Annotated in this window: 1 protein-coding gene; it reads left to right on the plus strand. The window is 49.3% G+C overall.

The window, feature by feature from the left end; all coding sequences use genetic code 11:
- Positions 1–740, plus strand: a 740-nt coding sequence (locus R8N49_RS26875) for a pyrimidine/purine nucleosidase domain-containing protein (RefSeq protein ID WP_318190422.1), incomplete at both ends; no start/stop codon positions are given.

The following is a 740-nucleotide window of genomic DNA, read 5'->3' on the forward strand; positions in this document are numbered from 1 at the left end:
ACCCATATACGCCCCGCCGGTAGCATGGACTTGCTATCCCAACTGGAAGTTGAACGCTTAAAGAAAACCGCTTCGAGTGATCTTTACCAGCTTTATCGTAACTGTACGTTAGCGGTATTGAACTCTGGTAGCCACACAGATAACTCCAAAGAGCTTCTCGATAAACACCAATCGTTTGATGTGAATGTAGTGCGCCGCGAGCGTGGCATTAAGCTAGAGCTGACCGACCCACCAGAGCATGCGTTCGTCGATGGAGAGATCATAAAAGGCATTCAAGAACACTTATTCTCTGTACTGCGTGACATCGTTTATGTGAACATGCACTTGGCTGACAGCCAGCGCCTAAATCTCACTAACCCAACGCATATTACCAACCTTGTGTTTGGTATTTTGCGTAACGCAGGCGCGCTCACTCCCGGTATTGAACCAAATCTCGTCGTCTGTTGGGGCGGCCATTCAATCAATGGCGTTGAATACCAATACACGCGCGAAGTGGGTAACGAGCTTGGCTTACGTGAACTTAATATCTGTACGGGTTGTGGACCAGGTGCGATGGAAGGCCCGATGAAAGGAGCGGCAATCGGTCACGCTAAACAACGTTACACTGAGCAACGCTACCTTGGCTTGACAGAGCCTTCAATCATTGCCGCTGAGCCGCCAAACCCAATCGTCAACGAGCTGATCATCATGCCGGACATCGAAAAACGTTTAGAAGCGTTTGTTCGTATGGCGCATGGTAT

Source organism: Vibrio sp. 1978 (assembly GCF_033344345.1).